Raw genomic sequence first — 24259 nt, 5'->3', positions numbered from 1 at the left:
GCAGTTGGATGTAGAGCGGATGAAGAAAGTAACCATCAACAGTGTCGCCAGCTATGCCGGTGTATCGAAAAAAACAGTATCTCGCGTGCTTAACAATGAGCCAAACGTGAGTGATGCAACGCGCGAAAAAGTACTTAAAGTATTTAAAGAGCTCGATTACACGCCAAACCCAATCGCTAGAGGTTTAGCACAAAACCGTAGTTTTATTATTGGTTGCTTGTACGATAATCCGAGTAAAAGCTATATTACCCGGGTGCAAACTGGTGCCTTAGCGGCGTGCCATGAACTTAACTACAATTTATTGATCCATCCTTGCGAATTACGCGGTGATGAATTAATTAGTAACATTGAGCAATTAATTCAAACTTCTCGTTTAGACGGTATTGTATTGACCCCGCCATTTTCAGATTTTCCTGAACTTGTAAGCTTTTTAAAGTCGAAAAAGATCCCGTATGCTCGCGTCGCATCAGCAGTACTTGAAGACGACTCTATTTCAGTAAGAAGTAATGATGAGCAGGGGGCTTTTGAAATAACAGAGCATCTTATTAAGCTGGGCCATAAAGAAATTGCCTTCATTAAAGGTCACCCTGATCACAGTGCCACAGAGCAGCGTTTTAAAGGTTATCGAAGAGCACTTGCGTCAAATGGTATTGAGTTTGATGAACGCTTAGTTGAAGAAGGTAACTTCAGTTATCACTCTGGTGTAGATAGTGCCCGTACAATTTTAGATTTAAACCCTCGCCCGACAGCAGTATTTGCCTCAAATGATTACATGGCAGCGGCGGTATTAAAGCTTGCTACACAAATGCAGTTAAGAGTGCCTGATGATATCTCTATTGCAGGGTTTGATAACGCACCAATTGCACGTCATATTTGGCCAGGGTTAACGACCATTGCACAACCAGTTGAAGAAATGACTCAGCAAGCGGTTAAGCAATTGATCACTCATATTGGTGATCCACAAGAGTCGCCTTATCAAGTAACCCTTGAAGCAAAACTCATTACTCGTGAGTCGACAGCAGCAATTAAATAAATTTCATCTTGTTTTTTCACAGTAGCCCGAGAATGAGTGACGCGTTCTCGGGCTTTTTTATTTCAGGCTAAAAAATTTCATGAAAACGCTATAAGTTACTGTTTTTAATTAAAACAAACCTCCAAGCTTGTCTTGTCTATAGGCCTTTGATAGTGGTACTTCACATGAATTCTACTCATATTCTACTAAAATTACATTGTTTATTATTTGGTCATTTAAAAAAATTAAACTAAATTTAACAGATAAGGTTGACACCGGTGTCACAGTCATGAGTTAATACAGTGACACCGGTGTCAGGTTGGTTGTGAGAGACAGCCTGTCAGCGTACCTTTGAACGGGTAAATCAAAGTTGCTCAGTACAATTATTTTCGTGGAGTCTGTAATTGTTACTGAGCCTTTATCCTCTAACTATAGAGATGAGTCGAATTTATATGTTGCATCCTCGTATCCAAGAAGTCACCGAACGCGTTATCGAACGCAGTAAAGAGACCCGCCAAGCTTATTTAGAGCGAATCGCGCACGCAAAAAAACAAACAAGAGTTCGTGCAGGTTTAGGCTGTGGTAATATTGCACACGTTATGGCTGCTTGTAGCAGCGATGACAAAGCTCGCTTAAAAGCAGACGAGCAACCAAACCTAGCTATCATCAACGCTTATAACGACATGCTTTCAGCGCATGTTCCTTACAAAGATTATCCGGAAATCATCAAAAGCCTTGCCACTAAGTTCGATGCTACAGCACAAGTTGCTGGCGGCGTACCTGCTATGTGCGACGGTGTTACTCAAGGCCGTGATGGTATGGAACTATCATTGTTCTCACGTGATGTGATTGCAATGTCTACAGCGGTTTCTTTATCGCATGACGTGTTCGACGGTGTTTTCTGTTTAGGTGTGTGTGACAAGATTGTCCCTGGACTTTTAATTGGTGCCTTATCATTTGGTCATTTACCAACGTATTTCTTACCAGCAGGTCCAATGCAATCGGGTATCCCGAATAAAGAAAAAGCCCGTGTTCGTCAAAAATTTGCACAAGGCTTAGTAAGTCGCGAAGAGCTGTTAGAAGCTGAAAGCGCATCGTATCACAGTGCGGGTACGTGTACTTTCTACGGTACCGCTAACTCGAATCAAATGTTAATGGAAATCATGGGTCTACATTTACCAGGTAGCTCTTTCATTAACCCTTACACAGAACTTCGTGATGGTTTAACAGGTCATGCTGTCGAAACCATGTTAAAGCAGTTAATCGAAACAAAAGATGCTAACTGCCTAGCTGACGTAGTCAGTGAAAAAACAATTATTAATGGTTTAGTAGGCTTGTTATCAACAGGCGGCTCAACTAACCACGCAATCCACTTAGTAGCAATTGCGAAAGCAGCGGGTGTAATCCTTACTTGGAAAGACATGGCTGACTTATCAGAAGTTGTGCCACTTCTTACACGTATTTACCCGAACGGCTCAGCAGATGTAAACCACTTCCAAGCAGCCGGCGGTATGGGCTTCTTAATGAAGCAACTACTGAGCAAAGGTTACTTACATAACGACGTGAAAACGATTGTGGGTGATGGCCTTGAGGCATACACCACAGAGCCAATGCTAGATAAAGATTCATCAGTGATCATGACTAACAGCACAGGCCCAAGCAAAGTTAAATGGGTAGCGTGTCCTGAAAAGTCACATGACGAAGAAGTGTTACGTCCGATTGATAACCCGTTTAGCAAGCAGGGTGGTTTACAGCTTCTTACGGGTAACCTTGGCAAAGCCGTTATTAAAGTTTCTGCAGTGGCTGAATCTCACCAAGTTGTTTCTGCACCAGCTAAAGTATTTAGCTCACAAGGTGAGTTACAAGAAGCATATAGCCGCGGTGAGTTAAATACAGACTTTATTGCTGTAATTAAAGAGCAAGGTCCGAAGGCGAAAGGCATGCCTGAGCTTCATAAATTAACGCCAGTAATGGCAACACTACAAGACCAAGGCTACAAAGTGGCGATTGTGACAGACGGCCGTATGTCGGGTGCATCAGGTAAAGTTCCTGCTGCAATCCACTTAGCACCAGAAGCGGTTGAAGGTGGTGTAATCGCAAAAATTCACGAAGGTGACTTAGTGACGCTTGATGCACCAGCGGGTGTATTGAAAGTACACGTAAGCGATCAAGAATTAGCAAAACGTGAATTACAACTTAGCCAACCAAGTCAAACATATGGTACAGGCCGAGAGTTATTCGCAGGTTTCAGAAATATAGTAAGTAGTGCAGACCTTGGCGCAAGTGCCTTTGGTTTAGAATAATAATACGCCGTTACTGGGCTATGAGGAACAAACAATGAGCATTGAGAAAATTTTATCATCGGCACCTGTGGTACCGGTTGTTGTTATCGAAAAACTTGAAGATGCAGCACCCCTTGCACGTGCGCTTTATAACGGTGGCTTAAAAGCACTAGAAATTACTTTACGTACGCCGATTGCGGCAGAAGCTGTAAAGCTAATGAAAGAAGCCGTACCAGAAGCATACGTTGGCACAGGTACCGTGGTTGATAAAGCGACATTTAATGCATCTGTTGAAGCCGGTGCTGACTTCATGGTTAGCCCAGGTGTAAACGACGAATTATTAGCACTGGCTAAAGACACTGATATTCCATTTTTACCAGGTGCAGCAACACCAAGTGAAGTAATGAAATTAGCAAGCCATGGCTTTAAGTTCTTAAAGTTCTTCCCTGCAGAAGCAGCGGGTGGCACAGCAATGCTGAAATCAATTGGTGGTCCTTTACCACAAGTAACATTTTGCCCTACAGGCGGTATTAGCCTTGAAACAGCACCTAATTACCTGGCACTTAAAAATGTAATCTGTGTAGGTGGTACTTGGATGCTAGATAAACAACTTATTGAAAACAAAGACTGGCAAGCCATTGAAGCGCTTGCTCGCCAAGCAAGTGAAGTAAAATAATTAACGGGAGATATTAGAATGATTAATGTTGCAATTAATGGCTATGGACGTATCGGTCGTAATGTATTACGTGCCCTTTATGAGTCAGCTCAAAACAACGAAATCAAAATCGTTGCAATCAACGATTTAGCACCAGCAAATGTTAACGCGCATTTAACTCAATTTGACTCAGTACACGGTCAATTTTCTCAAAAAGTAACACTTGCTGAAAACACTATGCTAATTGGTAATGACGAAATTACCCTTACGCAAGAGCGTGATCCTGCAAACTTACCTTGGAAAGCACTAAACGTAGATATCGTTTTAGAATGTACTGGTTTATTCACGTCACGTGACGCAGCGGCTAAACACATTGAAGCGGGTGCTAAAAAAGTAATCGTTTCTGCACCAGGCACGGACATGGATGCAACAGTTGTTCATGGTGTTAACAGCGAAGTATTAAACGCTGACAGTAACATCATTTCAAATGCATCTTGTACAACAAACTGTTTAGCGCCAATTGCAAAAGCAATCAACGACACAGTCGGTATCGAGCAAGGTAGCATGACAACAATTCATGCTTACACAAACGACCAAAACTTATCTGACGTTTATCACCCAGACTTATACCGTGCACGTAGTGCAACTCAGTCAATGATCCCAACGAAAACAGGTGCAGCTAAAGCTGTTGGTTTAGTACTTCCTGAACTTGCGGGTAAACTTGACGGCATGGCAGTACGTGTACCAACAATCAACGTTTCTTTAGTAGACTTAACGTTTGTTGCTAAGCGTGAAACAACTGCAGCAGAAATCAACGAAGTCGTTAAAGCAGCATCAGAAGGTGCAATGCAAGGTATTCTTGAGTATAACGAACTACCGCTTGTTTCTATCGACTTTAACCACAATCCTGCGTCTTCAATCTTCGATTCTACCCAAACTAAAGTAGATGGTAAGCTTGTTAAAGTGATGGCTTGGTACGACAACGAGTGGGGTTTCTCAAACCGCATGTTAGACCAAGTTAAAGCGCTAGGTCAGTTCTTATAATAGAACAGTAAAAGTTTAAGCTTTATCCAACAAAGCCACGTTTATCGTGGCTTTTTTGGTTTTAAAAAATACGCCTTAAATGTCAGCTTCATTTTTATGCGTTATTTTTCTGATTTTTGAGTAACTTTTTATATAGGAATAAAACTATAACTGAAAGAAATATAAATGAAGGAAGTACATAAATAAAAAGCAAAGGAGCATTTTCTACTCTTTGTTCTTCATTCATAAATGGAATAGAGAGTTTCTTATAAGCTTCTAAAAACAACATGAAATTCGCGAATGCGCTAACTAGAATAAGGCTTATATTCAAAAGATATGACTTAGCCTTTGACATAGTTATTTAATCCCCCAAAACCAAATTTGATCTTCATTCCAAAGATCGATGTGGTCTCCACTACGGTTAGTAACTGACTCACTCACTGCCTCGTTGCCAATAATCGTTAAAAAATATAATTCCAGTTTTACCATCTAGGTCATCTTGGAAACTTTTTGGATTAATTTTTTGTAGATTACCTAACCAACTAAAGTTTGAATTTTTAAGCCAACTGGCCATTTAATTACTAGCGAGTATGGTACTTCAATGATTGTTGCTAATACTCTTAGCTGATCAGCAGAATTGTTTGGTAAATCGTATGGTAGGTTATTTATTGAGAAAGTAGACATTTTTATTCCTTTAAAAATAATTTACTTGTGCAGGTTAGTTTGTTCCTCATTTAAAGTCAATGAGGATTCTTTTGTATTTTAGTTGGCTACTTACATTTGATTCTATCGATAATTGCTAGCAAACATTCACGCTGCTTTATAATGTCTTACTTTACAATATTTGTTCCTAAATTCTTCTGTGTTATGCTGCGAAAAATTGATAAATGGATTTTTATATCATGACACGTCTTTATCATCGGCTATTTAGAGCTGAGCAGTTTCAAGTGGGTGAGGGCAATATCAGTGGTTATATTGCTTGCTTCTTAGCGGTATTATCCTGTTTAGGGGTATTAGCTTTTCATTTTCCAGAGTACTTAACGACCCCAGAGCTCAGGCAAAACTACAGTGTTGAGTTTTTACGTCAGCTAATGTTTGTGGCATTAATTATTTCGGGCAGTTTAGGGCTTTTGAATTTTGTTCGTAATACTAATAAACGGCTGGGTGCAACGGCTTGGGTATTTATAGTTGTGGCAATTGCATTTGGCGGTCCGAATGTTGAAGTGGGCGACTTTAAAGATAATACGCCGTACTTGGGGCTGGATTGGTTCATTCTTGACTTACTTGGCTCCACACTGATTTTTATTCTAATTGAGAAGCTACTGCCGCACCGTAAAGAACAAAAAATTCTCCGCTCTGAGTGGCAGGGTGATTTAAATCATTTCTTTGTTAATCACTTAATTATTGGTTTTGTGTTGCTGGCAACCAATCAGTTCGTGCATCATGCTTTTGGCTGGGCTGTGTCTGATACAGTGCAAGGCTTTATTATTCAACTGCCATTTTTACTCCAATTATTTTTAATCATTTTAGTGGCTGATTTAATGCAGTACTTTGTGCATAGGGCTTATCACGAAGTGCCCCTGCTTTGGCGTTTTCATGCCGTGCATCACAGTGCAAAAGAGATGGATTGGCTTGCTGGCTCTCGTCAACATATTTTAGAAATACTCGTGACGCGCAGCTTAGTGCTTACGCCAATTTTTGTGCTCGGCTTTCCATCGGATGTCATTAGCCTCTATGTCATTATTGTTGGCTTTCAGGCTGTGTTTAACCACGCTAATGTTCGGGTAAAATTTGGATGGTTAAAGTACGTGCTCGTTACGCCTCAGTTTCATCATTGGCATCATTCATCTGATAAAGCGGCCATTGACCGTAACTATGCTGCGCATTTTTCTTTTTTAGATTATCTATTTGGCACTGCTGTCAAAGGTCAAGCAGAGTGGCCCGATAATTATGGTGTGGTTGGCGATTACATGCCCGAAGGTATGTTAAAGCAGCAGGTGTTCCCGTTTAAAAAGCAAAAATAAAGCCTCACAGAGGCTTTATTTATAATTACACTACACTCATAATCGCGAAACTAGCTCAGAAAGGCGAGGGCGTTTGTCTGAGTTTAGTACCAAGCACTCTTGAGCGATGTCAGAAAGCATCTTAGTAATGTCGTTTTGTTCAGTGACTACAGTCAGTAAATCATCGATGAAATAACCAAGGGCGCGTACTTCAATGCTTTCTAATCGCTGCTGTTGATCAGGCGTCAGCATGGATAAGTCGGTTGCTGCACCAAAGTCACCAAATAATAACTCGCCCTGTGAATTGATCATGCTGTTATGGGCATAAATGTCACCATGGCTTACTTGCTTTTGATGCAAATGAGCGAGGGTACTTGCCATTTGCTTGACGATTTTTAGCACCATTTCTGCCGCGTACTGGCAGTTGTCTTCGAAGGTATCACGGGTACAGCTTGCAAGGGAGGGTGGCAAACCAAGATTCGTAAACTCTTTACTGATAAGCTCCATCACTAAACCAAGTTGTTTCTCTTCATCGACATAGCCCAATGCTTTAATGAGATTTGGATGCTCACTGGCTTTTAAACAACAATTTAGCTCATCGAGTGGATAGCCATCACTGGTGATCTCGCCTTTAAATAACTTAAGGGCAACAGGACGTTGATGCCAATTGGCCAAATGAATAACCCCAGACGCACCTTGGCCAATCTGCTTTTTAACTTCGATTTCATCCAGTGTGATTTTGCTAAACTGCTCACAGTGTAAGCTAGTTGAGCGATTTAAATCGTTACCAGAGAAGGCAAGCCAAGCAAGTTTCGGTAAAGCGAAAAGCCAATCTTCAACTTTTGTAAGCTTATTGGCACTTAAACGTATTAGCTCAAGCTCGTTACAATTAGCCATTGAAGCTGGCAAATGAGTTAACTGATTACCTGCCAGTGCGAGCTTTTTCAGCTTGCTGTACTCACCAAATGAATCAGGTAAAGCGGGGATTTGATTATCCGTTAAGATCAGCCATTCAATCTGCGTTGGCAAACAGTGTGCTTTAAATTCAGTAATTTGATTACCTTTAAATGCCACCATGATTAAGTTAGGGCATTCTCTTAGCACGTCTGGAATATGTTTAAACTGATTAAATGATAAAAACAGCCGTTTGAGATTTTTTAATTTGTAAAAATCGTCAGGTAAATCACTTAGCTGGTTATTAGATAAATCGAGGATTTCTAACGTATCGGCTAGAGTATAAATTTCTTTTGGCAATTCGGTTAGTTTTGCAACAAGCTGAAGCCGTGTACAACCTTGTAGAGAACCGGCTTTTAACTCTTCGAGGGTATTCAATGTTGATTCCTTTGGGCTAAAAGGTAAAAGGCCAACTTGGTTGGCCTTTTTAATTAAAACTGTGCGTTATGGTAAACGTTTTGTACGTCGTCACAGTCTTCTAGCATGGCTAAAAAGCGTTCCATGACTTCAACGTCTTCACCTTCAATGGGTGCTTCTACTTGCGGCACAAAAGCAATTAGATCTTCGTGGAAATCAGTAACTCCCATTTCTTCAAGTGCTGTACGGGTGTTGTTGTATTCAGTGTGTGGCGCGAATACCGTCACTTTACCGTCTTCAACTTCTACATCCGTTACATCTACATCAGCCATCATTAGCGCTTCTAAAACAGCTTCGTCATCATCACCATCAAAGACAAAAATAGCGAGGTGATCAAATAAGTGTGATACTAAGTTTTGCGCGCCAATTTTTGCATTTGCTTTAGTAAAACAAACACGTACGTCAGCGAATGTACGTTTGTTGTTGTCGGTTAAACAGTCAACAATGATCATACAGTTACCCGGGCCGTAACCTTCATAGCGAGTTGCTACATAATCTTCGCCGCCACCGCCTTTGGCTTTATCGATTGCACGCTCAATTACATGCGTAGGTACTTGGTCTTTCTTTGCACGCTCAATTAAGCGACGAAGCGCTAAGTTGCCATCGGGATCAACACCACCATTCTTAGCGCAGATATAAATTTCTTTTCCGTACTTTGAATAAACTTTGGTTTTTGCACCCGCAGTTTTTGCCATTGAGTCTTTTTTGTTTTGATAAGCTCTGCCCATCTGCGTGTTGCCTTTTTGTTATAGATAAAAATAAAGCGGTTATTCTAATCATTTAACCTACTAGTGAACAGTGTTTATTCTTCGCTTTGCTGTAACTGCCACATTCGTGCGTATTCACCATTCGCTGCAAGCAGTTGATGGTGCTGACCTTGCTCAACAACCTGTCCTTGTTTCATAACAATAATTTTGTCTGCGTCAGTAATTGTTGATAAACGATGTGCAATAACCAAGCTGGTATGACTTTGTGCGACTTCACGCATCGCGCTGAGAATGGCTTGCTCTGAATGCGAATCTAGCGCCGATGTTGCCTCATCAAATAATAAAATGGGTGAACCTTTTAAAATGGCTCTAGCAATTGCAATGCGCTGCTTTTCACCGCCCGACACTTTTAAACCGCGCTCACCAACAAGGGTTTTATCGCCTTTATCTAGGCTGGCAATAAATCCATCTAAATGGGCAAGGCTTATGGCTTTATCAATTTCATCTTCGCTTGCCGTTGGATTTCCGTAAGCGATGTTTTCGCGAATGCTGGTGTTAAATAGCACGGTATCTTGCGGTACGATGGCAATTGCTTGGCGCAAACTTTCAAGTGCCACTGTGTTGATTGCTTGCTCATCGATATAAATTTTACCCGCATCCACATCATAAAAACGGTAGAGCAGGCGGCTTAGAGTGCTTTTACCTGCGCCACTGGCACCCACAATCGCCACTTTGCTGCCAGAAGTAACCTCAAAGCTTAAGTTATTTAAAATTGGCCTTTGTTTGTCGTAACTAAACGACACATTTTCAAATCGAATAGCTGCTTTAGTTGCTTTTAATGGTTTTGCATCTTTGACATCACAAATGGCGGCTTTGCGATTTAACAGCCCCAGCATATTTTCAAGGTCGGTCAGCGCACGGCGTATCTCACGATAAACAAAACCTAAAAAGTTAAGTGGTAAAAATAACTGGATCATATAAGCATTGATCATCACAAGCTCACCTATTGTCAGCTCTTTATTGACCACTGAGCTGGCACCGAGCCACATTAGCGCTGTTATAGCCGCGGCGATGATAAGTGCTTGCCCTGAATTAAGTGCCAGTAACGATAAACGATTTTTAAGCCTCGCTTGCTCCCATTTAGCTAAAAAGCCGTCGTAGGTGCTCGCTTCATACTGTTCATTGTTGAAGTACTTAACGGTTTCGTAATTTAGTAAGCTGTCGATTGCACGGGTGTTTGAGTTGTTATCGGCAGCATTTGCTTCACGAATAAATCGGTTACGCCACTGAGTTACTATCACAGTAAAAGCAATGTAAGTAGTGACGGCAATTAATGTGACCAGTGCAAACCACGGTGAAAACAAGGTCGCAAAAATAATCGCTACAGTGATTATTTCAAATAGGGTTGGTACGATGTTAAACATCAAAAAGCGCATTAAAAAGCTGAGGCCACTTGTACCACGCTCTATATCGCGGCTGATACCACCTGTTTGCCTATCCAGGTGAAAAGCAAGTTCTAAACTATGCAAGTGTTTAAAAACTTTTAGGCCAATATGGCGCATAGCGTGCTCTGTAACACGGCCAAATAATGCATCGCGTACTTCACCAAAAAATACACTGGCAAAGCGCAGCAAACCATAAGCGATGAGTAAGGCAATAGGAACACTTAATAGCGGGTTGATACTCGCATCAACCGCGTCAATTATTTCTTTTAGTGCCCAAGGCATCAGCAATGTGGCGCCTTTTGCAGCAATAAGCGCTAAGACGGCTAAAATAACGCGGCCTTTAAAGGTCATTAAATAGGGCCAAAGTGTTTTGATGCTTTGTGAAAGGTTCATTGCATCAGGCGATTTCGTTACCTGTTCTTTGCGGCTCATTCCACGCATTGGGCTCTCTTGAATCAATTTGATAAAAATAGGCAAAAGCTTTCGTGTTTTAGGCAAGTGAACTTTGCAAATTTACCTCTATACTGAGTGAAGTATACACCAGTGCATTAGCAAATTAGTTAATTGCATGAGTTAAACACGAAGAAAATTAAGGAGTAAGCATGAAAACCGTCGGTTATGCAGCACATGATTCTGAAAAACCATTAGAGCCGTATCATTTTGAACGCCGTGCACTTCGTGATGAAGATGTATCAATTGAAATTCTATATTGTGGCGTGTGCCATTCAGACTTACATACAGCAGAAAACGATTGGGGCTGGACTCAGTACCCAGTGGTACCAGGCCATGAAATTGTTGGTCGCGTGCTTGAAGTAGGTAGCGGCGTTACTAAATACAAAGTGGGCGATAATGTTGCTGTTGGTTGTATGGTTGATAGCTGTTTAAGCTGTGACCAGTGTCATCACGGTGAAGAGCAATTTTGTCGCGAAGGTATGGTAGGGACCTACTCAGGACAAGACCGAATCAGTGGTGAACTCACTCAAGGTGGCTATTCAAAGCACATTGTGGTGCGTGAAGAGTTTGTATTAAGTGTGCCAGAAGGCTTAGACCTTGCTAAATGTGCACCAATTTTATGTGCGGGTATCACAACGTATTCGCCACTACGCACGTGGAATGTCGGCCCAGGTAGTCGTGTTGGTGTGATTGGTTTAGGTGGTTTAGGCCACATGGCAATTAAAATCGCAGCTGCAATGGGCGCAAATGTTACAGCTATTAGCCGCAGTGATAAGAAAAAACAGCAGGTTTTATCTTATGGCGCAAAAGATTTATTGGTATCGAGCGATGAAGATGCCATGCAAGCGCATGCTAATCAATTTGATGTGATCATTAATACCATTCCGGTAAAACACGACTTTACGCCGTATATTCCGCTTTTAGATATTGATGGTACGCAAGTATTGGTTGGTCAAGTAGGTGAGCTTGCTGAGTCTAACTCAGTGCCGTTATTAATGGGGCGTCGCCGTGTTGCTGGCTCATTAATTGGCGGTATAGCGCAAACCCAAGAGATCCTCGATTTCTGTGCGTTACATAATATTCTGCCAGAAGTTGAAATGATCAAAATGGACCAAATTAACGACGCATTCGATAAATTAAAGCAAGGTGATATGGCCTCACGCTTTGTTATCGACATGTCATCATTAGAAGTTTAACAAAGTTAAATGACTAAGCGGGCCTAATTAGGCCCGCTTTTTGTTTTAGTCACTTTTATTTAAGTAATACCTTGTGTTTTATTTTTTTACCCTCATTATATCCCTGTCATCCGCTTAATTTATTGGTCAGTTCTTGTTACGGTTTTTCTCAGTCATTATCTTGCTCTTTACTGTGTTCTTTAGTGCACAGAGTATGGCTATGCCTGACACTCAGTCACACTTTTCTGCAACTAAATTGTTCCAAGTCGAGCTGACTAAAACACCAGTTATTTCCCAAACTCATACAGCTGAGCATCCTAAACCGGATGAACCATCGGGGTTTGATACCCTTATGCCGCGTTTAACTGCCAGTAATTCATCATTATTTCTTTATCATAGTCAGGTTGATCCTGATTACGAACTATTAATTGAATTCTTTGCTGAAGATTGGGGGAAAGAGCACTTTTTAGCGCCGCCAGGTGCTGTACGTGTGATCCCATGGTTTGCATTAGCCACTCAACGTAAATCCCGCATTAGTGGCTGGAAAGACGCTAATCTCTTGTACAAAGCCAATACCACCTACCATAGCTAAACGGCTTCCTTCGTTACTTTTTATTTTTTGGAATTAAATTTTTACCGGCTGACAATGCCGGAAGGAAGTCATGTATGTCACATAAATCAAAGCCGGCGCTATGGCGTCGTCTAAAAATGAGTTATGTCGCTATGATAGCGGCGTGTATTTTATTAGCGGTTAGCGCACTACCTAACCTTTACCCTAACAAATCTTGGTTGCACATTAGCTTGCCAGATCAGACTGTGACGCTGCAAAGTGTGACAACGGCACTAAATCAACATGGTTTTGAAGTGACTGAAGCCAATGATAGCCAAGCACAACTGGCTATTTTATTAGCTGAACCGACTCAAAGTGCCAATGCGTTGAGCTTTATAAAAACGCAATACCCACAGCTAGAGGCTAAAATTGTTGAGCATGCGACAAGCCCACAATGGCTTCAGCAGCTTGGGCTTTCACCGATTAAGTTGGGACTCGACTTAAATGGTGGGGTGTTATTTGTGCTTGATGTTGACCTAGATAAAGCAATGCAAGAGCACTTAAACAGTGTCTATCAACAAACTAAATTAACGCTTCGTAAAGACAAAATTCGTGGTATTCGGGCAAGTGTTGTAAAAGAAGGGGTTGAGCTACAAATTTTACCAAGCGGCGAGGAGCAACTCGCAGGGCTTGTTTCAACGTTACAAGGTCAATTTAAAGGCCTGATGCAAACTAAATCAACAACGAATAACCTAACCACGGTATTACTGCATTTTAATGAGCAAAGCCAAAGCGAATTTAATAAACAAGTTATGGCGCAAAGCTTAACAACACTGCGTGGTCGTATTGAAGAGCTTGGTATCACTGAAGCGGTAACGCAAAGACAAGGTAAGCAGCGTATTCGCATTGAGTTACCCGGTGTGCAAGACCCATCAGAAGCGAAACGTATTATTGGTGCAACTGCGACTCTTGATTTTTACCAAGTCGTCGAAGTAGGTGGTAAAGCGTTTAATGTGCAAGGTGGTGGCGTTGTTAATTTAAATCCTGTTGCGATTTTTTCAGGTGATCACATTAATAATGCCAGTGTTGGCAAAGATGAATGGGGCAAGCCTTTAGTGCAGCTTAGTTTAGATTCGCAAGGTGGCGATGCCATGTCTGCATTTTCTAAGCACAACATAGGTAAGCCTATGGCCACGGTGTATTCTGAATACTCGCGGGATGCAAATGGCGACGTTGTGAAAAAAAGCGAAGTGATAAATGTAGCAAACATTGCCCAGCATTTAAGTTCACGTTTTAGCATTACTAATATGAAAAGCCCGCAAGCAGCCTATGATCTAGCGCTTTTACTACGCGCTGGGTCGCTCACAGCGCCAGTGACAATTGTTCAAGAACAAACCATAGGCCCAAGCTTAGGCAGTGAAAACATTGAACACGGTTTAGCAGCGTTAATGCTGGGTATCGGAATTACCCTTGCCTTTATGGCGCTTTGGTATCGTCGCTTAGGGCTGATTGCCAATATTGCTTTATTGCTTAATCTAACGGCTTTAGTTGGTTTAATGTCGTTATTACCGGGGGTTGTGCTGACCTTACCGGGTATTGCTGGGCTTGTACTGACGATAGGGATGGCAGTTGATACCAATGTGATTATCTTTGAGCGAATAAAAGAAGAGAAGCGTAAAGGCCGGCCTACTTATCAAGCGATAGAGCAAGGTTATAACCAAGCATTTTCGACCATTTTTGATGCCAATGTGACTACGATGATCACGGCAATTATTTTATATGCCATTGGTTATGGGCCGGTGAAAGGCTTTGCAATCACATTGGCGCTTGGGCTATTAACTAGTGTCTTTACTGGCGTTTATATTTCGAAAGCGCTTAGCCAAACACTCTACATTAAACTAACTAATTTAACGGGGGCTAAAGCATGAGTTGGTCAACATTAACTGCAGCTAGTAAAGCGCGCGTTTTAGGATTATTGCTTAGTTGTGTTTTAGTCATTACGAGCTTAGGTGTTTTATCTGTAAAAGGGCTAAACTTTGGTCTTGATTTTACAGGTGGCTACATCACGGAAATTAACACAGCGTCAGTCACAACAATTACAGATTTAAAGGCAAAGTTAAGCCCTGAGGTTGCGAGTAAATTAACTATAAGTAAAGCGGGTGAATATCACTTTGTTTTAAGAGAAGCACCAGAGGTTAGTAAAGCCAGTACTTGGCAAGCAGAGCTGAATGAGCAAGGGGTAGACTATACCGTTTTATCTAGCTCATTTTTAGGCTCACAAGTGGGTGATGAGCTTTTTGAACAGGGCTGTTTAGCTTTATTTGCAGCGCTGATTGCAATTATGGTTTATCTTGCTGTGCGCTTTGAATGGCGACTCGCGGTAGGTTCAGTGGTTGCACTGTTACATGATTTAATCTTAGTGCTCGGTTTATTTTCCTTACTTGGTCTTGAGTTTAATTTAACCGTGCTGGCGAGTTTACTGGCTATTATTGGTTATTCATTGAATGACTCAATTATTGTTGGCGACAGAGTTAGAGAGCTTTTACGTATTCAGCCAGACAATCAACGCATAAATACCCATGTTGTGATTAACGATGCAATTGGTTCTACCTTAACACGTACATTGATCACCTCAGGCACAACACTTGCGACCATTGCTTGTATTTGGCTGCTTGCAGGGGCTGCATTAACGGGTTTTGCTATCGCGTTATTTGTGGGTATTGTGGTAGGGACCTTCTCATCGATTTGTATCGCCGCGACCTTGCCGCAGTTATTGGGGTTAAGTTCAGAAAATTACACCCAAACACTGGATGATAAAACTAAAGCCTATATGGATATGCCGTAAGCCAGTTTTATAACTTACTTTCATCAGCCGCTATTTTTCCATAGAATAGCGGCTTTTCTGTTTTAGCTACTTTGATATGAATAAAACACACGTAATTGAACATTTACGCTTTGCGCTAGAGGCACAACTGCAAAACGCCAAAGCAGCGGCAAAAGCGGCCCATGATGCAGCAACTCACGAAGAAAGTGTTGCTGAAACTCAATACGATACCTTGGGTTTAGAAGCCGCTTATTTAGCCCAAGGGCAAGCTGAGCGAGTTAATGAATGCTACCGTGATATTCAGGCATTCAATGCGGTGTTTAAAGAAAGCGAGTTTAATAAGGTTCGTGAAGGTGCATTAGTGTGTCTTATCGATGAGCAAGATAACGCAAAGTGGTTTTTTATGGGCCCAAGTGCAGGTGGCTTAGTGGTTACCGTAAAAGAGCAGCCTATTTATGTTGTAACCCGAGAAGCGCCGTTAGGTAAGCAATTGATTGGAAAGAGCCTTGATGATGAAGTTGAACTCTCAATAGCTGGCAATAAACAACTGTACAGCATAGATCAGTTAATTTAATTATTGGTATTTTTAATCAGTAAATTTCATCTTCAAGTAAAAAATATCTCGTTGGTCACAAAGCAAAAAAACCTCTATAAATCACATCAAGCTTAAGGCTTATACCAATATGCTTAATTACCAATTATTGTGTTTTGGTATTTCAAGCACCCATCTAGTTAAGTGAAGTTTAGCCTCATGCGTTCACTTAATTGGTTGGGTGTTTTCATTTTTCTCATAAGACTTAATTTAGGAAAAGTCGTGTTTAAAACCTTGATAGTGGTTGATAACAATGAGCAACGTATTGCTCAAAATTTCGAAAATGTCATTACCTTTGACACCTACTTACGTGATTATCCAAAACATAATGAGCCAAAAACGCGCATTTTAAACTTGTGTGATACAGGGCAGTATTTAAGTAAAGGTTATTATTGTTCTTTGCTTGCTGAAGCGAGAAAGCATCAGGTATTACCGAGTGTAAAAACAATTAATGCGCTACGTAGCGATGAGCACAGCTCGCGTCATAAAGAACTTGCTGGTGGCACTGTATTTTTTGGCCATACAGATCAAGAGCAGCATAGTAAAGCAACCAAAGCACTATTCTCACAATATCCCGCACCTATTTTAGTGTGTGATGAGCAAGGAGTTGTTAAGCAAGGTACGATTGCATCATTAGATGACACAGCCTTTACAGAATTTGTAAAACAGCTCAGTAGTTTTACAGAGTCAGTATGGCGTATTCACGATAAAAAACGTCGTTACCGTTGGGATATGGCTATTTTGGTTGATCACCAAGAAAAAGTGCCGCCAAGTGATAAAGATGCCATTGCTAAATTCATTAAAGCAGCCGCTAAACACGGTATTTATGCCCAAGCACTGACATTTGATGAAATAACCAATATTGCACAATTTGATGCGTTATTTATCCGTCAAACAACGGCTATCGACCATCCAACTTATCGCTTAGCGAGTAAAGCACAAAGCTTAGGGTTAGTGGTCATTGATGATGCTGAGTCAATACTACGCTGTTGTAATAAAGTGTATTTGCACGATGCCTTTAATTATCAAAATGTGCCAAGTTTAAAAACGCATGTTGTTGCTGATACAAGTGAAGAGACAATTGATAATTTAGAAGCAAACTTTAGCTATCCGCTGGTTTTAAAAATGCCAGAAGGCTCTTTTTCGAAAGGCGTATTTAAAGTCGCTACTCGTGATGAGTTAGTTGCTAAGTTAACAGAGCTGTTTGGGTTCAGTGCACTTGTGCTTGCGCAAGAGTACATGTATACCGAATACGACTGGCGTGTCGGGGTGTTAAATGGTCGTGCAATTTATGCGTGTCGTTATTTAATGGCGCGTAATCACTGGCAAATATACAACCATGATGCAAAACGCTTCTTCTCAGGTGGTTTTGAAACCTTGCCTACCTTTGAGCTACCTAAAGTGGTCCTCGATGCAGCATTAAAAGCCTGTAAAACGGTGGGTAAAGGTTTGTATGGTGTTGATGTTAAAGAGCATCAAGGTAAAGCATACGTGTTAGAAGTGAATGACAACCCAAGTATCGACCATAAAGTCGAAGATGCCTATTTAGGTGATGAGCTTTATATGATCATTATGGATGAGTTTAAACAACGCCTAGAAGCAAGAGGCCGCGGTTAATGAACGCATCTGTTTGTCAAATCCGCTTTGCACAGGCCACGGATTTGACGGCTCTTGTTGCCATTGAAGAGCAAAGCTTTAGCCAAGATAGATTAAGTAGCCGTAGTTTAAAACGCTGGATCAGCGCAACTCACGGCTTACTGATGGTGGCCGAGGTAGATAATCAACTAGTTGGATATGGCTTAGTGTGGTGTCACAAAGGGACACGCCTTGCTCGGTTATATTCACTGGCGGTTTTGCAATCTCAGCAAGGTAAAGGTATTGCTGCGCAGTTACTGCTTGCGCTTGAAAGTGAAACGGCTAAACGGGGCCGTTTATACATGCGCTTAGAAGTTGCGGTAAACAACCAATCAGCAATTCGTTTATATGAAAAACTGGGCTACCAAGTTTTTGGTCATTACAGTGATTACTATGATGACCACAGTGACGCCCATCGAATGCAAAAAAACATTCGTCGTAATATCGAATTTAATGCCGATAAACACACACCTTGGTACCAGCAAACTACCGAATTTACCTGTGGCCCAGCGGCGTTATTAATGGCAATGTCATCCTTGAATGATACCGCAATGAGCCAACTAAAAGAGCTGGATATCTGGCGTGAAGCCACGACTATCTTCATGACTTCAGGGCATGGCGGTTGTCATCCTCTAGGGTTAGCACTTGCTGCAATGAAACGTGGTTTTAAAGCTGATGTAGTTTTAAATACCCGTGATACCTTGTTTATTGATGGTGTCAGAAGCGAAAAGAAAAAAGCCATTTTGCATACCGTACACAATCAATTTGTAGCCGAAGCAATAGCTGCAAAGCTGCCAGTGAGGTATCAAGAGTTAACCTTGGCCTCCATTGAAGATTGGCTTGCTGAGGGTAAAGCGGTGGTGTTATTGATCAGCACTTATCGATTTGATGGTAAAAAGTCACCGCATTGGGTGTGTGTAACCCATATTGATGAGCATTGCTTGTACGTGCATGACCCGTTTTGTGAGAACGAAAAGCAATTGGCGATTGATTGTCAGCATGTGCCAATAGCTAAAGCCGATTTTACTAAAATGGCTAGTTTTGGTTCATCGCGTCTCAGTACTGCGATGGCCTTTTATTTATAATTTTGATTGTTAGTTTGATTTGGAAGTGCAGTGACACTAAGTAGTTTATTTGATATTGCTCCTTATTCTTGGTCAGCAATAGGTAGCGCCGCATTTTGCGGCGCAATTATTGGTATGGAGCGTCAATTACGCGGCAAACCTGTGGGCATTCGTACTTCAGCGCTCATTGTGTTGGGTACTTATTTGTTTCTATCAACAGCGTTTATGTTACATGGTGAAGATATTGATCATTCACGTGTCGTTGGCCAGATCATTACTGGTATCGGCTTTTTGGGTGCCGGGGTGATGCTTGCAAAAGATGGTGCGGTTGTTGGTGTAACATCCGCTGCAACGATTTGGGTATTAGCATCAATTGGTGTTGTCATTGCCACTGACAACTTACTCGCTGCGATAAAGCTATCAGTGCTAGTGGTGGGGATTTTATATGGCGTAGATGTTCTTGAAGCTAAATTTAAGAGCCTAGGTCGTGGTGTGCATGCCCGTGTAAAACGCTACTCAAAGTTGTACTATCGAAAAGAAAAGTGACATAAGATATCAGATAAGAGTTATTCATGGAGCCTCTTTACGTAATAAAGCCAGCTAGATTAGAAGATTTGTTGTTTATAGATAGTCAAATACCAGAGTTTGATGGCCGAAATACCCTCAGTAAATTACAAGCACAGTGTGCAGATGTTGACCACCTAGCTTTAGTGGCTTATATCGATAATGAGCCTGTGGCCTACAAACTGGGTTATGCGTTAGATTCAAATACCTTTTATAGTTGGCTTGGTGCGGTTGCACCAAAATGTAGAGGGCACGGTATTGCTCAGGCTCTATTAAACGCGCAAGAAGCATGGGTTAAAACCAACAATTACCAAACCATTAAGGTTAAGTCGATGAACCGTTTTCCTGCAATGCTGAGTCTGCTTATCAAAAATGGCTATTCAATTGTAGGTTATGAAGACAGAGGCAGCCTACAAACTAGTAAGATTTTATTTACGAAAGACATTTAAACTTATCAACTTACTTAGGCAAACTAATTAAAAAATGGGCGCCTGCATCACTTTCTTGTACACAAATATCGCCTTGCAGTTGTTGGCTAACTATTTTCTTTGCAATACTCAGGCCTAGCCCTATACCTGATTGATTGCTGCTACCTTTAAAAAAAGGGGTGAAAATTGAGCTTAGTTCATTGCTGCTGATACCGTTGCCGTTATCTTTATAGTGAATTTTTAACACCTCATCAAAATTAAAAATATTAATTTCTATAGCAGGGTCTGCAATATTGTTGAACGCATGCTCCATTGAGTTTTGTAGCAAAATAATGAGTACTTGCTTGAGTAGCTCTATTTCAACTTCAAATTGGCTATGTGGGTTTTGATAATTAATGTCTAATTTAATTGCACGATATTTTATTTGCTCTTTAAAGTGTTCTTGAAGTGATTCTGAAAGCTGAGCTAAGGTAATGATAGTTTTACTAGATTGTGATTTGGTATACAGCAAATCTTGTAAAATTCGTATTTTATGTGCACATGCGGTTAAATTTCTATCTAGCAGTTCATTAGTGTTCTCTAATGTATCTAATGTGTTTTGTAGTGCTTGTTGGCTTAATTGTTTTTTTACTAGTAGGGATTTAGTGTCATTTAAGGCAAGTTTGGTTACATCAACGGTTGTAATACAGTTACCTAAAGGAGTATTAATCTCATGAGCAATGCCTCGAATTAAGGTCTCGAGCTCAGTAAACTGTTGCTGCTCAAACGCTTGTTTTTGCTGATGTAATAATTTTAGTTGCGTCTCGAAGCTTTGTTTAATGGTTTCGAGTAGCTTTATTATTGGCTCATTATATTCATGGGGTTTACTATCAAGGATACAAATAGTACCAAATGGGGTAGTATCTCCAGCACAGATTGGTAAACCCAAATAAGAAATCATATTCAACTTGATATCAGGGTTTTCTTTCCAATCATCATCAATAAGTGCGTTTGGAATATTCAGTAAGTTCTGCGTTTTTACGACATGCTCGCAATAGAGGCCTGAATCTTCTAACTCTTCGCTGTCACCAATTTCATAAGGATTTGCTTGGTTATCGTTTTTTGAAAACACACTAATAATATTGTTTTCTATTTTCATTACTAATGCGACGGGCACTTCAGCAATCAGGGCTAAAACAGCGAGCGTTTTATTCCAACTTTGTACTAACTCATCATAATTTGGCTGATACATTTATCAAATTTACTCAATTACTAATACAACAAGTCAAAGGATAGTAATAATCTTGAATTCAGCAACTTAAATATGATTAATCTGACTTAGCCTGAAATATATTTAGATACTTTAGTTTTAGCCAAATAGTTTTCGTCTAACAACTGTGCGATATTCACTGGGCGTTTGCGAAAGCACTTTCTTAAAAACTCGCGTTAAGTGACCTTGGTCGTTATAACCTACTTCCAGGGCAACTTCTTGAATAGATAAATTTGAAGACGCTAATAACTCTTTTGCAGTTTGTACTCTAAGCTGTTGCCAATACTCAACAGGAGTTTGGCTGGTGGCTTGACGAAATCGGCGCGTAAAGGTGCGGTAGCTTAAACTAAATTGCGCTGCAATTTCTTGCAGGGTTAATTCTGAGGTTAAATTATTTTTCAGCCAAAATTGAATTTGTGCAATGAGCTCATCTGGGTGTTTATCAACGGCACCTTCAAGGTAGCGCTGATCTTCGTAAGGTTTACGAATTTCATGGGAGAAATTACGCTCAACATGTTGCGCCGCTTCTCGGCCGTAATATTGACTAATAATATGCACAATAACATCGGCAAGGGCATTTAAACTCGCAACGGTGTACATGCGCTCAGATTGTGTGATGAAAAAGTCAGGCTTAAGCTGTACTTTAGGGTAGTCACGTTTAAATTGTTCTGCGTAGTGCCAGTGAGTGGTAGCAGGGTGGCCATCTAGTAATCCCGCTTCGGCAACTAAACAATTACCTGTGCCAACACCAATGATATGGCTGCCTTGCTGCCAAGAATCACCAAGCCAGTTCACCAAACTCTTTTGTTTGCTTACTACTGGACGCGGGTTTCGCCAAATCCCGGGAACGATAATTAAGTCACTTACAGGCGCTGTGACGGTTTCACAATCGGGCATAATCGAAAGCCCAGTACGATTGGGGATCGCTTTTAGACTACTTGCAACTAAATTGATGTTTAAGGGTTTAAATTCGTTTTGCTGATGATGGCTTTTAGCAAAGGCCTCGCCAGCTCTGAGCATTTCGATAGGCAGGGTTAAACTGGTTATTAATAAATGGGGATAAACCAAAATACTAATTTCAATAGCTTTTACTTGTTGAAGTTTCGTCACTCTAATTGCTCCGACCAGTTATTTTTGGCCTGTTATGCAGGTTATTTGGCTATTTAAGCATAAAGCGTGTTAATTAATCCATTTAAACTTGGCTTAATTCTCATAACACGTTTTCTCAAGGTTTTTTATGACAGCATTACCCGTTATTGTCGGTATGGGTGGTATTAATGCCGCTGGCCGCACTTCTTTTCATCAAGGTTATCGTCGTATCGTGTTAGACAGCTTGGACGCTAAAGCCCGTCAGGAGACATTCTTAGGCTTAGCGACATTAATGAACTTAGTCACCCTTACTGAAGGTTTACTAAAAGATGCTGACGGCAATACCATTGCCGAATCAGACATCGAAGCTAAGTTCGGTGAACAAATTTTAGCTGGTACACTTATTCGTAAAATTGAAAAAAATCACTTCGATGTTGATGCAACGCCATGGCAGCAAAAAATGACGTTAACAGCGTCTGATGAACAGCAGATTGTTTTTGAAACGCGCCGCCGTGATTTACCAACGCCGGTACCAAGTGCTTGGCAGGTTGAAGAATTAACTGATAAAAAAGTGAAAGTTACAATTAGTGCTGATCTTGCTATTAAGCATGACAGTACGCGCGATAATCCAATTAAAGCGGCCGGTCAATTACCAACAGGTTTTGAACCTTCGGCTATGTATAACAGCCGTTATCAACCAAGAGGCTTGCAAGCGACTATCTTTGCCGCAACCGATGCAATTCGTTCGACAGGTCTGGCGTGGCAGCAGGTAATGAATAGCGTTGAGCCTGATCAAATTGGCACTTACTCAGCTTCTGTGGCTGGTCAAGTTGATGATGAAGGATTTGGTGGACTTATTCGTGCGCGTCAGCAGGGCGACCGTGTGAGTACAAAACAGCTTGCACTTGGCTTAAACACCATGTCGACTGACTTTATCAATGCTTATGTAACTGGCAATGTGGGCACAACTTTTACTACATCAGGGGCATGTGCCACGTTTTTATATAACCTACGTGCAGCAGTAAACGATATTCAAGCAGGACGTACGCGTGTAGCTATTGTGGCGTCTGTTGAGTGTGCTATTACACCTGAAATCGTTGAAGGTTTTGGCAATATGAGCGCACTTGCTAATGAAGAGGGCCTTAAGCGTCTTGATAATACAGATGTGGTTGATCACCGTCGTACCAGTCGTCCATTTGGTGAAAACTGTGGTTTTACAATTGGTGAAGGCGCACAAGTTGCTATATTAATGGATGATGCATTGGCATTAGAGTTAGGTGCAGATGTCTTAGGCAGTGTTGCAGATGTGTTTGTAAATGCCGATGGCATTAAAAAATCAATTACAGCACCGGGCCCTGGTAACTACATTACGATGGCCAAATCTGTTGCACTAGCGAGCAGTATTGTTGGCCAAGAAGCAGTACAAAAGCGTAGTTTCATTTTAGCTCACGGCTCAAGTACACCACAAAACCGCGTAACAGAATCACTGATCTATCATAAAGTGGCAGAGACTTTTGCAATTGATAATTGGAAGGTTGCTGCACCTAAAGCGTATGTTGGCCATACTATAGCTCCTGCCAGTGGTGACCAATTAGCTATGGCATTAGGTGTGTTTAGTCACAATATTATGCCGGGTATAACCACAATTGATAAAGTGGCAGATGATGTTTATAGCGAGCATTTAGATATTCGCACTGAACATTATCAATGTGATGCAATGGATATTGCCTTCATTAACTCAAAAGGCTTTGGTGGCAATAACGCTACTGCGACAGTTTTATCACCGGCAATTACATTAAAAATGCTCGCAAGGCGTCACGGTGATGCGGTAATAGCGCAATATCATGACCGTCATACTCAGGTAGTCCAAGCACAAACTGACTATCAGCAACAGGCAGATTTAGGTCAATATGAGCTAATTTATCGTTTTGGTGATGGCTTAATTGATGAAAATGACATTGAGATTAGTGAAGATTCAATGACAATCCCAGGTTTTGATAAAAAAGTTTTATTATCTAAACCAAATCCTTATCAGGATATGTTTTAAGTTCAAGACATGTTTAAGCACATTCTTGACAGCAAGGCGCTTTTAAAGCGCCTTTTTTAGTGCTATAAATGTTCCTATCAAAGGGAATTGG

At 41.0% G+C, this 24259-nt stretch carries 21 protein-coding genes; 15 read left to right on the top strand and 6 right to left on the bottom strand.

Annotated elements, in window-relative coordinates; all coding sequences use genetic code 11:
* Window positions 1–19: 19 nt before the first annotated feature.
* From AOG27_RS02520 to gap, 4 genes are all read left to right on the top strand, one after another.
* The gene (locus AOG27_RS02520) at window positions 20–1033 is read left to right on the top strand and encodes a LacI family DNA-binding transcriptional regulator (protein ID WP_054551441.1); all 1014 of its coding nucleotides are present in this window, start codon (window positions 20–22) and stop codon (window positions 1031–1033) included.
* A gap of 431 nt (window positions 1034–1464) precedes the next feature.
* A complete protein-coding gene (gene edd, locus AOG27_RS02515) occupies window positions 1465–3315 on the top strand; it encodes a phosphogluconate dehydratase (RefSeq protein WP_054551440.1) in 1851 nt (616 codons plus the stop codon).
* A gap of 34 nt (window positions 3316–3349) precedes the next feature.
* Window positions 3350–3970: a bifunctional 4-hydroxy-2-oxoglutarate aldolase/2-dehydro-3-deoxy-phosphogluconate aldolase gene (locus AOG27_RS02510; RefSeq protein ID WP_054551439.1), complete on the top strand. Its 621-nt coding sequence runs from the start codon at window positions 3350–3352 to the stop codon at window positions 3968–3970.
* A gap of 18 nt (window positions 3971–3988) precedes the next feature.
* Window positions 3989–4993, top strand: coding sequence for a type I glyceraldehyde-3-phosphate dehydrogenase (gap, locus tag AOG27_RS02505; RefSeq protein WP_054551438.1), 1005 nt, complete (start codon window positions 3989–3991; stop codon window positions 4991–4993).
* 513 nt (window positions 4994–5506) lie between these two features.
* On the opposite strand, the gene AOG27_RS21490 is transcribed toward gap, so the two are convergent.
* Window positions 5507–5656: a hypothetical protein gene (locus AOG27_RS21490; RefSeq protein WP_161804336.1), complete on the bottom strand. Its 150-nt coding sequence runs from the start codon at window positions 5654–5656 to the stop codon at window positions 5507–5509.
* Window positions 5657–5874: 218 nt separating this feature from the next.
* On the opposite strand from AOG27_RS21490, the gene AOG27_RS02495 reads away from it, so the two are divergent.
* Complete coding sequence (locus AOG27_RS02495; RefSeq protein WP_054551436.1) at window positions 5875–6996, top strand: sterol desaturase family protein; 1122 nt, start codon at window positions 5875–5877, stop codon at window positions 6994–6996.
* A 36-nt stretch (window positions 6997–7032) separates the two neighbouring features.
* Here the strand turns inward: AOG27_RS02495 and AOG27_RS02490 are convergent, their stop codons facing one another.
* From AOG27_RS02490 to AOG27_RS02480, 3 genes are all read right to left on the bottom strand, one after another.
* Window positions 7033–8307 (bottom strand): protein kinase, encoded by a 1275-nt coding sequence (locus tag AOG27_RS02490; protein WP_054551435.1) that lies wholly within the window; start codon window positions 8305–8307, stop codon window positions 7033–7035.
* Window positions 8308–8360: 53 nt separating this feature from the next.
* Window positions 8361–9074, bottom strand: a complete 714-nt coding sequence (locus AOG27_RS02485) for a YebC/PmpR family DNA-binding transcriptional regulator (protein WP_054551434.1) — start codon at window positions 9072–9074, stop codon at window positions 8361–8363.
* Window positions 9075–9148: 74 nt separating this feature from the next.
* The gene (locus AOG27_RS02480; RefSeq protein WP_054551935.1) at window positions 9149–10891 is read right to left on the bottom strand and encodes an ABCB family ABC transporter ATP-binding protein/permease; all 1743 of its coding nucleotides are present in this window, start codon (window positions 10889–10891) and stop codon (window positions 9149–9151) included.
* A gap of 209 nt (window positions 10892–11100) precedes the next feature.
* Here AOG27_RS02480 and AOG27_RS02475 point away from each other — a divergent pair, with 209 nt between their 5' ends.
* The 9 genes from AOG27_RS02475 (at window position 11101) to AOG27_RS02435 (ending at window position 19804) form a co-directional block, all read left to right on the top strand.
* A complete protein-coding gene (locus AOG27_RS02475) occupies window positions 11101–12147 on the top strand; it encodes an NAD(P)-dependent alcohol dehydrogenase (protein ID WP_054551433.1) in 1047 nt (348 codons plus the stop codon).
* A 193-nt stretch (window positions 12148–12340) separates the two neighbouring features.
* Window positions 12341–12718 (top strand): hypothetical protein, encoded by a 378-nt coding sequence (locus AOG27_RS02470; RefSeq protein WP_054551432.1) that lies wholly within the window; start codon window positions 12341–12343, stop codon window positions 12716–12718.
* Window positions 12719–12792: 74 nt separating this feature from the next.
* The gene (gene secD / locus AOG27_RS02465) at window positions 12793–14604 is read left to right on the top strand and encodes a protein translocase subunit SecD (protein WP_054551431.1); all 1812 of its coding nucleotides are present in this window, start codon (window positions 12793–12795) and stop codon (window positions 14602–14604) included.
* Window positions 14601–15521, top strand: a complete 921-nt coding sequence (gene secF, locus AOG27_RS02460) for a protein translocase subunit SecF (protein ID WP_054551430.1) — start codon at window positions 14601–14603, stop codon at window positions 15519–15521. The genes secD and secF overlap by 4 nt, the downstream gene beginning before the upstream one ends.
* A gap of 76 nt (window positions 15522–15597) precedes the next feature.
* Entirely contained in the window at window positions 15598–16074 is a 477-nt protein-coding gene (locus AOG27_RS02455; protein ID WP_054551429.1) for a transcription elongation factor GreAB, read from the top strand.
* Between the two features lie 240 nt (window positions 16075–16314).
* Window positions 16315–17709 carry a RimK family protein gene (locus AOG27_RS02450; RefSeq protein WP_054551428.1) on the top strand — a complete coding sequence of 465 codons (1395 nt, stop codon included), beginning with the start codon at window positions 16315–16317 and terminating at the stop codon, window positions 17707–17709.
* Window positions 17709–18812, top strand: a complete 1104-nt coding sequence (locus AOG27_RS02445) for a GNAT family N-acetyltransferase/peptidase C39 family protein (protein ID WP_054551427.1) — start codon at window positions 17709–17711, stop codon at window positions 18810–18812. The genes AOG27_RS02450 and AOG27_RS02445 overlap by 1 nt, the downstream gene beginning before the upstream one ends.
* Before the next feature lie 30 nt (window positions 18813–18842).
* The gene (locus tag AOG27_RS02440; RefSeq protein WP_054551426.1) at window positions 18843–19337 is read left to right on the top strand and encodes an MgtC/SapB family protein; all 495 of its coding nucleotides are present in this window, start codon (window positions 18843–18845) and stop codon (window positions 19335–19337) included.
* 26 nt (window positions 19338–19363) lie between these two features.
* Entirely contained in the window at window positions 19364–19804 is a 441-nt protein-coding gene (locus tag AOG27_RS02435; RefSeq protein ID WP_054551425.1) for a GNAT family N-acetyltransferase, read from the top strand.
* A gap of 10 nt (window positions 19805–19814) precedes the next feature.
* Here AOG27_RS02435 and AOG27_RS02430 read toward each other — a convergent pair whose 3' ends face one another.
* Both AOG27_RS02430 and AOG27_RS02425 read right to left on the bottom strand, forming a co-directional pair.
* The gene (locus AOG27_RS02430; RefSeq protein WP_054551424.1) at window positions 19815–21014 is read right to left on the bottom strand and encodes a GAF domain-containing sensor histidine kinase; all 1200 of its coding nucleotides are present in this window, start codon (window positions 21012–21014) and stop codon (window positions 19815–19817) included.
* 117 nt (window positions 21015–21131) lie between these two features.
* Window positions 21132–22142, bottom strand: a complete 1011-nt coding sequence (locus tag AOG27_RS02425; RefSeq protein WP_054551423.1) for a GlxA family transcriptional regulator — start codon at window positions 22140–22142, stop codon at window positions 21132–21134.
* A 127-nt stretch (window positions 22143–22269) separates the two neighbouring features.
* Between AOG27_RS02425 and AOG27_RS02420 the strand changes: the two genes are divergently transcribed.
* Complete coding sequence (locus tag AOG27_RS02420; protein WP_054551422.1) at window positions 22270–24168, top strand: beta-ketoacyl synthase; 1899 nt, start codon at window positions 22270–22272, stop codon at window positions 24166–24168.
* Window positions 24169–24259: the final 91 nt, after the last annotated feature.

Source organism: Pseudoalteromonas lipolytica, assembly GCF_001306915.1.
In the GTDB taxonomy this organism is placed as follows: domain Bacteria; phylum Pseudomonadota; class Gammaproteobacteria; order Enterobacterales; family Alteromonadaceae; genus Pseudoalteromonas; species Pseudoalteromonas simplex.
The sequence above is the reverse complement of the archived record's forward strand: the minus strand, read 5'-3'. Positions and strand labels throughout refer to the sequence as shown.

Coding starts and splice junctions, on each gene's coding strand:
- secF (WP_054551430.1), top strand. CDS start 14,601: ATGAGTTGGTCAACATTAACTGCAGCTAGTAAAGCGCGCGTTTTAGGA.
- AOG27_RS21490 (WP_161804336.1), bottom strand. CDS start 5,656: ATGTCTACTTTCTCAATAAATAACCTACCATACGATTTACCAAACAAT.
- AOG27_RS02475 (WP_054551433.1), top strand. CDS start 11,101: ATGAAAACCGTCGGTTATGCAGCACATGATTCTGAAAAACCATTAGAG.
- AOG27_RS02520 (WP_054551441.1), top strand. CDS start 20: ATGAAGAAAGTAACCATCAACAGTGTCGCCAGCTATGCCGGTGTATCG.
- secD (WP_054551431.1), top strand. CDS start 12,793: ATGTCACATAAATCAAAGCCGGCGCTATGGCGTCGTCTAAAAATGAGT.
- AOG27_RS02420 (WP_054551422.1), top strand. CDS start 22,270: ATGACAGCATTACCCGTTATTGTCGGTATGGGTGGTATTAATGCCGCT.
- AOG27_RS02430 (WP_054551424.1), bottom strand. CDS start 21,014: ATGTATCAGCCAAATTATGATGAGTTAGTACAAAGTTGGAATAAAACG.
- AOG27_RS02480 (WP_054551935.1), bottom strand. CDS start 10,891: ATGAACCTTTCACAAAGCATCAAAACACTTTGGCCCTATTTAATGACC.
- AOG27_RS02445 (WP_054551427.1), top strand. CDS start 17,709: ATGAACGCATCTGTTTGTCAAATCCGCTTTGCACAGGCCACGGATTTG.
- AOG27_RS02485 (WP_054551434.1), bottom strand. CDS start 9,074: ATGGGCAGAGCTTATCAAAACAAAAAAGACTCAATGGCAAAAACTGCG.
- AOG27_RS02510 (WP_054551439.1), top strand. CDS start 3,350: ATGAGCATTGAGAAAATTTTATCATCGGCACCTGTGGTACCGGTTGTT.
- AOG27_RS02455 (WP_054551429.1), top strand. CDS start 15,598: ATGAATAAAACACACGTAATTGAACATTTACGCTTTGCGCTAGAGGCA.
- edd (WP_054551440.1), top strand. CDS start 1,465: ATGTTGCATCCTCGTATCCAAGAAGTCACCGAACGCGTTATCGAACGC.
- AOG27_RS02435 (WP_054551425.1), top strand. CDS start 19,364: ATGGAGCCTCTTTACGTAATAAAGCCAGCTAGATTAGAAGATTTGTTG.
- AOG27_RS02470 (WP_054551432.1), top strand. CDS start 12,341: ATGGCTATGCCTGACACTCAGTCACACTTTTCTGCAACTAAATTGTTC.
- AOG27_RS02495 (WP_054551436.1), top strand. CDS start 5,875: ATGACACGTCTTTATCATCGGCTATTTAGAGCTGAGCAGTTTCAAGTG.
- gap (WP_054551438.1), top strand. CDS start 3,989: ATGATTAATGTTGCAATTAATGGCTATGGACGTATCGGTCGTAATGTA.